Here is a 7,622-nt window from a genome sequence, read left to right as displayed (position 1 = left end):
GGGGATTTCGGGCAGTAATCCCAGACGGTCGGCAAGCCGAGTAAAAACCTCACCGGCTTCGATCTGCTCACCTTCCGGTTCCACCACAGGTTGGCGAAATTGCATAAACGTCTTCGGAAAATCTCCCCCACCGCCTCCATCCCACGATTCATAGGCGGAAAGGGCAGGCAGAACATAATGTGAAAGCGCAGCGGTCTCAGTCATAGCTATTTCAACGATTACCAGAAGATCCAGTTTATTAAACGCCTCTTCATAGGCGGATGTGTCAGCAAAAGACCTTAACGGGTTGGCCGCGCTGACGATCACCGCTCGAAGCCTGTCCGGATTGTCGTTAAGTATCTCCTCGGGCATAACGTTTGGCGGATAAATATTGGTAATAGGCGGATAGTCAGTGGCCACCGTACGCCAGGCGCTGGATTTCCGGTCATTGGAGCGCGGTCTTCTCCTGCCTCCTACGAAATCTGCTGGAAAGACATTGCCGCCCTTGACTCCGATTCGTCCGGCCACAGCGCGGAAGACGTTCTCCAAGTATGATATGAGGGTGCTGTGCCGGGTCATGAGTACGCCCAGGTCGCTGTGATGGCTGGATTTGCGAGTGGTAAACAGACGGCATACTTCTCTCACCTGGTCAAAATCCAACTCGCAAACCTCAAGAGCGGCCCTGGCGTCAAAATCCTCGAACAAGGGACGGATGGTATCAAAACCGCTCACGTGTTTATTGATATAATCCTGGTCCTGCCAGCCTTCATTTAAAATAATGGAGATCATGGCCTTATACAAAAGGGCGTCCGTGCCTGGCTTGATGGGCAAATGGATGTTCGCGATCTTGGTTGTTTCCGAAAAGCGCGGGTCAACAACCACAAACAGTTTATCCGGGTCCTTGCTAAATTTGGTAAGTACACGGCGCGCCTGAGGTGTATGATGGCTCATCATCGGATTCCATCCGACTATGAGCAGCATGTCGGTGTTGTCCAGGTCCGGTGAAGAATGAAGGGATTGATTGCCAAAGGTTTTTCCGTCTACCCAATACCGGCCGGTGAGTTCTTGAGCAAGGGCGTTGTAAAAGTACTGCGAGCCCATGGCTCTAAGCAGGCCCACCGCAAAAGGGCCCTGTGATGGGCAGCCGAGCGTTCCGCCGCCCATCAAAGCAAAAGAACGCGGTCCGTGTGCGTTTACTATGGTGGAGAGTTTTTCGGCTACTTCGTCAATAGCCTGATCCCACGAAATTCTTTCAAAATAATCTCCGACTTTTTTTAAAGGATACTTGAGTCGGTCGGCGTGGTGCTGATGAAAAATGATGTTTAATCCCTTGCGGCACACGTAACCTTCACTGCGAGGATTATGCTTGTCCGCGTGTACCTTGACTATCCGATTATTTTCAACTTTGACCTCAAGGCCGCAAAGATTACCACACAAAACGCAGGTTGTTTTTTTCCATTGCTCCATGATTATCTCCTTTGTAAAAGGGGAACGCGGTTGAATTAGTTGAATAACTTTTCTTCTAAGAAACTATTTCTCTGTCATTGCGAACGAAATGAAGCAATCTCATTGCAATTACAGAAGTTTACCTCTTTTGAGATTGCTTCGTCGCTACGCTCCTCGCAAAGACAGTTATGGTTATGCCGCACCAGTCTCGCTTAATGAAAATTGAAATCTAGCCTATTTTTACATATCAGTTTCTTTGCCAAATAACCCCACGGCTTCTGCTGGAGGGCCGGGGGCTCGCAAGCACATAGAAGATGATGGCCGAATATCAGGCAATGTCCAGATCGGATTTGGATGTCTTGCAAAAACTAAAAAATTACCTTCCAAAGCCTTTCGTTACAAACTTGATCTTATAATCATCTTTTTTACACTTTATACGAGGTATCAAAAGATGGCATTTTTTCCTTTAGAATATCAGAGAAATCTTTCATAGAGCCAACCGTGGGGTGTTCCTCCCACCCTAAAATACCAGCCTCTCTTTTAGCCAAGGCTTTATACATTCCCCAATCAGCTTCACGAAAGAACATCATCTGCTGGGCCTGGAGAGATCCCTCAGCATGAATCTGATGAGTATCATGCCGTCCACCCGTGATATCTGCTACCAGTCTTATGGCACGAAGACGGTCTTCAGTTGGTACACCCGCTTTGGCATCAAGATACTTTTCTAGATAGGGGCGCTCTTCAGGGTTCATCCAGTCTCTATATGAGATGGGGTCAGCTGCGATTCCTCCGGCAATATCCTGTATAAACTTGGTAAACTGGTGAAAGTTTTCCGCATACATGTATTTGGATATATTGGTATACATTCCATTGGGATTTGCCAAATTAGAATCACGTTCTTTTTCAGGAAACATGCAGGCCGCCAGGCTCATAACCTTGAAAGCCTCGGTGACTTGCACCAGCCAAGATAACTTACTACGAACATGAGAGTAGTTTTCTAAGCCATTGTATTCAGCCATCAAGGCAGCTAGACCGGTCATTATTTCCATCATTGGCACCATGCGGCAGCAAGCAAAAAGACGATGAAAAGTGCCAAACAGAATGGCAATGTCTCTGGAAAACTGCCATTCCCCGCACATGAATACCCTTTCCCAAGGCACAAAAACATCATCAAAGACAATCATGCACTCACCATCACCAACTCCTAATTTTGAGGCCACAGGAAAATCCCAAATTGTTTCTTCAGTGCTTGGCCCCCTGATTTCAGGATCTGATGCTATAAGAGTAATGCCTTTAGCATTCAGAGGGATGGCGAAAGCTACAGCATAGTCTGCATCTTCCTCTCCGTGAGTTCGGCAAGGCAAAACAATGGCTTCATTAGCCGCAGCAGTACAGCTTATGTGATACTTAGCTCCTCTTACTACAATTCCATCCTTTTGCTTATCAACAACCCTTAAATAATAGTCCTTATGTTGTACCTGTTTTGAGGGGTGAAGGCTTCTGTCTCCCTTAACATCTGTTTGAGCGCCCGTAATACCAATATCTGTTTTTTGTAGATATTTACGATAAGTCTCAACCCGCTCAGTGTAGTTGGTGCCTAACGCCTTATCCATTCTCCCGGCAAGAACCCTTGATGCAGCTAAGGCATCAACCCCCATGCTATGAAGACCTCCCGCTCCATACCTTATACCCTCTATATAAGCTTCCCTCTTCCGTAACAAGTCCTCAGAAGTCCTGGGCGGCGTCCATAAAAAATGAACCTCTTCTCCCTCCTCATTCTTGGTTACGAAGAGGTCACGATGCTCAGGATCGTTGGTAAGAACCCAATCCATAGCACCGAAGGCAATAACCCTGCTTAGAACAGGGTGCGCTGTTACATCCTTCACCCTCTCGCCTAAGCAATAAATCACCCTGCCATCTCTTAAACTCTCAAGATATTGGTCAACTGTTCTAATCATAGAAACCTCCTTAATTCTTCCATTTTTTATGTTTTATTGTTTAGCTCTGACCTGTCCTTCATTATTATAGCATGTTTTGAGTTAGAGTTTGATTGATTTCGTGATGTCTCCATCTGCATCCGGGCATTCCGGAATTCCTGTATGTTAAAATCAAAACTTCCCTGAACCCGTTATATGATCAAATCCTGGTTGGCACATGGTAATCCACAGTCCAGCCTCCTCACCTTTAAAAGCCCCAGGCGGATTATGCCTTTTGTTTCCTGTCACGCCATTACCAGTTGGAGCTTGCGTTCAGGTTTTCGGGGTAATTTAACATACCAAGGAAGAATCATGACAAAATAATAAAAAGGGCAGGGCGGTTCATGTTTTTCCTTGAATCGAAACCAAGGTTCTGCTAAACGGAAACAACCAGTGAAATCCGAGGTTTCAGAGGTGGTTAAATGATCAAAGTTGAAAAGCTTTCCGAGCTGACCTCAGCCAGACGCGCCCAAATCATGACCCGGTCCATGGAGGACGTTTCTGCCGTTTTCCTTGAAGTCCGCGATATCGTCAACCAGATCAAGGAGCAGGGCGACGCCGTGGCCCTTGAGCATTACACCAAGTTCAAGAAGGATATTACCGTGGCCGACTTGACGGCCACCCCGCAGGAATTGGAGGCGGCCTACAAGAGCGTTAAGCCTGAAGTGGTCGAGGCCCTCAGGTTTGCGGCTGAAAACATCAGGAAGTTTCACCAGGCCCAGATCGAGCGCGAGATGTGGTCCATCGAGATAGCCCCGGGGATATTAGCCGGTCGGATGACCCGGCCCTTAGATATCGTGGGGGCCTATGTCCCGGGACGGCAGGCCGTGTATCCATCCAGCGTGCTCATGAACATCATCCCGGCCAAGGTGGCCGGGGTCTCTCGCGTTGTGGTCGCCACCCCGCCGGATCAAGGCATGACGGCCGTGCCTGAGGTTCTGGTTGCGGCCGATATCGCCGGGGCCGAGGCGGTCTACAAGATCGGCGGTCCCTGGGCCGTGGGGTCTTTAGCCTACGGCACCGAGACCATACCCCGCGTGGACAAGATCGTGGGGCCGGGCGGCCGCTGGGTGACCGCGGCCAAGATGGCCGTCTTCGGCCAGGTTGATATTGATTCACCGGCCGGTCCGAGCGAGGTCATGATTATGGCCGACGATACGGCAGACCCAAAGACAATGGCCTATGATTTCTTCTCCCAGCTCGAACACGATCCTGACAATGCCGGAGTCGTGGTCACGCCGTCGGAAAAGCTGGCCAGAGCTGTGGTCCGGGAGATCAGCCAGGCCCTGGAGACGATACCGCGGCGGGAGATCATTGAACAGAGTCTCAAGAATAATTCCGCCGTGATTTTAACTAAAACCCTCGATGAGGCCATTGACTTTGCAAACGAATACGCGGCTGAACACCTTCAGATCATGACCGAGGACCCCTGGACGGTTCTGCCCCGCATCAAACATGCCGGATCAATCTTCATGGGCCCCTGGGCGCCTGTGCCAGCCGGGGATTATGCCTCAGGCACCAACCACGTCCTGCCCACCGGCCAGTGCGCGCGCATGTTTTCAGGCCTTTCGGTGGACGATTTCATCAAGAAGCCCACATTTCAGTACCTGACAAAAGAGGGACTTGCTCACCTTAAAGACGCCATCATTACCCTGGCTGAGGCCGAAGGGCTGCCTGTGCACGCCGAGACTGTGCGGCGGCGCTTTGAATAATGCCCCCTGCATATGGACGGACAGGCTGGAAAGCCTGCCCCACAATGTTAAGCCTTGTAGGTCAGGGTGGGCCGTGAAGCGGGTCTCGCTGACAATATTAATTTTTACAGTTCAGTAAACCTCTTCATGAGACCCAACTGTCTCAAGAAGGATGGCTTCGGCGCCTTCAAATTCGACAAATTTAAAAATAACTCTCAAATCATAACCTGTATTGCATGCCCAAGATCCCTCAAGCTTACCTTTTAACTTATGCGTTTTTAATTGGGGATGGAATGGGTCTTCTGTTAACAACTCCAAAGCGGCTTGGAGATCATCAGCGTAATCAGGATGCTTCCTTGTAAAGCGCCTTGCCGCCCGAATAAAAGCATTAGAACGCAATAAGACGCGTTTCATGACAATATCTCATTTTTAATTTTCTCCGGAGTTGCCGGTTTACTCCGGCCTGCCAGAAATTCCTCTTGAGCATCCTCTATATCTTTTGCTAGCTTTTCTCGTCTTCGCTCAATAAGGCGTTTGTGTAAAACATCCACCAATGTTTCCTGTTCATCCAAAGATAATTTATCAATCGCTTCCAATACATCCCCGAAATGCATTAAGTTTCCCATAATTTTCATTTCTCCTTTTTAAAAGGCTATACCAAAAATCCCTATCTATTATCGGGAGTATAAAAAAGGAGACCCTATCTCTTCTCGGCCTGGAATTTTAACTACTTGCATTATACCTAATTCACAGGAAAAATCAGTAGATAATTGAGACATTCGAAAAAGTCCAAATACTTTATTTTTGAAGAATGAAACACCATCGTGCTTTTTCATGCCGCCGTATCAGAAACAAGATCGTGTCACAAGACGTCAGGTTTCGTTACCAACGGTTTCCTCGAACAGAGGGGCTAACTCGATGATAGGGTCCCAATCGTCGCCATATTTCTGCCGGAACAGCCAGGGGCGATAGGTATTGCCTTTGGGCCGTCCGCCTCGCCAGATATCGTATTTAGGGTCTGAGTACTGCTCAAAAAATGCGGTGAGCCGTCTGTCCAGGTCGGCTTCTTTTTCTGCGTACTCAGGCTGGCTGCACACGTTTGTCTCCTGTCCCGGATCAGCAATTAGATCATAGAGTTCATTCTCGCCGAAACCTTCAAGGCGCCTGGTAAAAAAGTACAGGGGGGTCCGGATGGATCGGCTCTCTTCGTGTTCAAAATAGGCCTCATTTACCCAATCGGTCATAGGGTTCCCTCTCAGCACCGGCGCAAAGCTGCGTCCAGGGCTGTGCGCGATCTCCACGTCGCCGAAACCAGCATAATCGAGGATAGTGGGCATAAAGTCATACTGGCCGATAACCATGTCGTTTACCCGAAAAGGCTCGATAGTACCAGGTTGGCGAAAGATCAAAGGAACATTGAACGTGGTGTCGTACATGTACGCCGGGGTCGTGAACGGGGGATGGCCCCAGAGGCCGTGCTGGCCGTAAAGGTTGCTCTGGTCGGTTGAAAAAATGACCAGGGTGTCCTGGTCCAGGCCCTGTGCATGAAGCGTTTCCATGACCCGGCCGATACAGTGGTCCACCAGCGCGTTCTGAGCGGCCATATTGGCCATGGTGGCAGGATCGTTATGCATGCGTGTGAACATTTGCCTTCCACCGTTGATAAACCTGCGCCAGAATTCATCTTCAGGATGGAAGTTATCAATCTGATCCGGCTCTGGAAGCTGCTCTATCATTCTTCGGTCGAGGGGAGGGAAGGGCGTGAAAAGATGTCTCTCGAATCTCTCGTAAAAGGGATTCTTCGGATCAGGCCCCATGCAGGTGGGCGGCAGGTAGTAGGGGCCGTCATAGTTGAGCTGAAGGTAAAACGGGCTGGAGCCGTCCTGCTGTTTCAGATACTCAATGGCTTTTTCGGTGAAGAACTCGATAATATGGTGATCCCGGACCTCATACTCCTGTCCGTTGTCAGCGATTTCGTTATTATAAAAATCCGTGGTGTGACCTTTAGAAAACGTGACCCAGTGCTCGTACCCGAGCGCAGGCTTTCGGTACTGCCCCAGATGCCATTTCCCGATCATGGCTGTGCGATACCCTCGATTTTTGAGCGTCAGAGGCAGGGTCCGGAACTCCCGAATCACCACGTAGTCTTCTGGGAAAACCGAGGAAACATCCGTTAAGGCGCAGTGCACCCCATGCTGTGACGGCATCAGGCCGGTCAGGATGGTGGACCTGGTCGGAGAACAGAGACCGTTGGCGCAGAAGGCGCGCGTGAAGCGCACTCCCTCCCGGGCCAGGCGGTCTATGTGGGGCGTTTCATGTTCCTTGCTACCATAGCAGCCTAAAGACTCTGTGGTCTGATTGTCAGTGAGGATGAACAGGACGTTCGGTCCTTGGCCTTTACCGGACTTGCTGTCTGACATATCCTTCTCCTCCTCCTATGATGGTTTGTCTACTCCAAACTTTTTGTGTAATTTAGTAAGTATCTGTTTTTAAAGGAATCGTGTTCAAGTATCCCTTTCCGTCGGAGCCA

The 7,622-nt window shown here is 49.4% G+C and carries 6 protein-coding genes; 1 reads left to right on the top strand and 5 read right to left on the bottom strand.

The window, feature by feature from the left end; translation table 11 throughout:
- Both JRI95_15340 and JRI95_15335 read right to left on the bottom strand, forming a co-directional pair.
- A partial coding sequence (locus tag JRI95_15340) for a molybdopterin-dependent oxidoreductase (protein ID MBW2062915.1) occupies nt 1–1,446 on the bottom strand: 1,446 nt, incomplete at its 3' end.
- A 404-nt stretch (nt 1,447–1,850) separates the two neighbouring features.
- The gene (locus JRI95_15335) at nt 1,851–3,383 is read right to left on the bottom strand and encodes a hypothetical protein (GenBank protein ID MBW2062914.1); all 1,533 of its coding nucleotides are present in this window, start codon (nt 3,381–3,383) and stop codon (nt 1,851–1,853) included.
- A 440-nt stretch (nt 3,384–3,823) separates the two neighbouring features.
- Here JRI95_15335 and hisD point away from each other — a divergent pair, with 440 nt between their 5' ends.
- Nucleotides 3,824–5,113: a histidinol dehydrogenase gene (hisD, locus tag JRI95_15330; GenBank protein MBW2062913.1), complete on the top strand. Its 1,290-nt coding sequence runs from the start codon at nt 3,824–3,826 to the stop codon at nt 5,111–5,113.
- A 111-nt stretch (nt 5,114–5,224) separates the two neighbouring features.
- Here the strand turns inward: hisD and JRI95_15325 are convergent, their stop codons facing one another.
- From JRI95_15325 to JRI95_15315, 3 genes are all read right to left on the bottom strand, one after another.
- Nucleotides 5,225–5,506, bottom strand: a complete 282-nt coding sequence (locus JRI95_15325) for a type II toxin-antitoxin system mRNA interferase toxin, RelE/StbE family (GenBank protein MBW2062912.1) — start codon at nt 5,504–5,506, stop codon at nt 5,225–5,227.
- Nucleotides 5,503–5,718: a hypothetical protein gene (locus JRI95_15320; GenBank protein MBW2062911.1), complete on the bottom strand. Its 216-nt coding sequence runs from the start codon at nt 5,716–5,718 to the stop codon at nt 5,503–5,505. The genes JRI95_15325 and JRI95_15320 overlap by 4 nt, the downstream gene beginning before the upstream one ends.
- Nucleotides 5,719–5,964: 246 nt before the next feature.
- A complete protein-coding gene (locus JRI95_15315) occupies nt 5,965–7,512 on the bottom strand; it encodes a sulfatase-like hydrolase/transferase (GenBank protein ID MBW2062910.1) in 1,548 nt (515 codons plus the stop codon).
- Nucleotides 7,513–7,622 lie beyond the last annotated feature (110 nt).

The sequence above is a fragment of the Deltaproteobacteria bacterium genome (assembly GCA_019308995.1).
Taxonomy (GTDB): Bacteria; Desulfobacterota; Desulfarculia; order Adiutricales; family JAFDHD01; genus JAFDHD01.
The sequence above is the reverse complement of the archived record's forward strand: the minus strand, read 5'-3'. Positions and strand labels throughout refer to the sequence as shown.

Excerpts from the sequence above, each read along its gene's own strand:
- JRI95_15335 (MBW2062914.1), bottom strand. The coding sequence starts at position 3,383 with ATGATTAGAACAGTTGACCAATATCTTGAGAGTTTAAGAGATGGCAGG.
- hisD (MBW2062913.1), top strand. The coding sequence starts at position 3,824 with ATGATCAAAGTTGAAAAGCTTTCCGAGCTGACCTCAGCCAGACGCGCC.
- JRI95_15325 (MBW2062912.1), bottom strand. The coding sequence starts at position 5,506 with ATGAAACGCGTCTTATTGCGTTCTAATGCTTTTATTCGGGCGGCAAGG.
- JRI95_15320 (MBW2062911.1), bottom strand. The coding sequence starts at position 5,718 with ATGGGAAACTTAATGCATTTCGGGGATGTATTGGAAGCGATTGATAAA.
- JRI95_15315 (MBW2062910.1), bottom strand. The coding sequence starts at position 7,512 with ATGTCAGACAGCAAGTCCGGTAAAGGCCAAGGACCGAACGTCCTGTTC.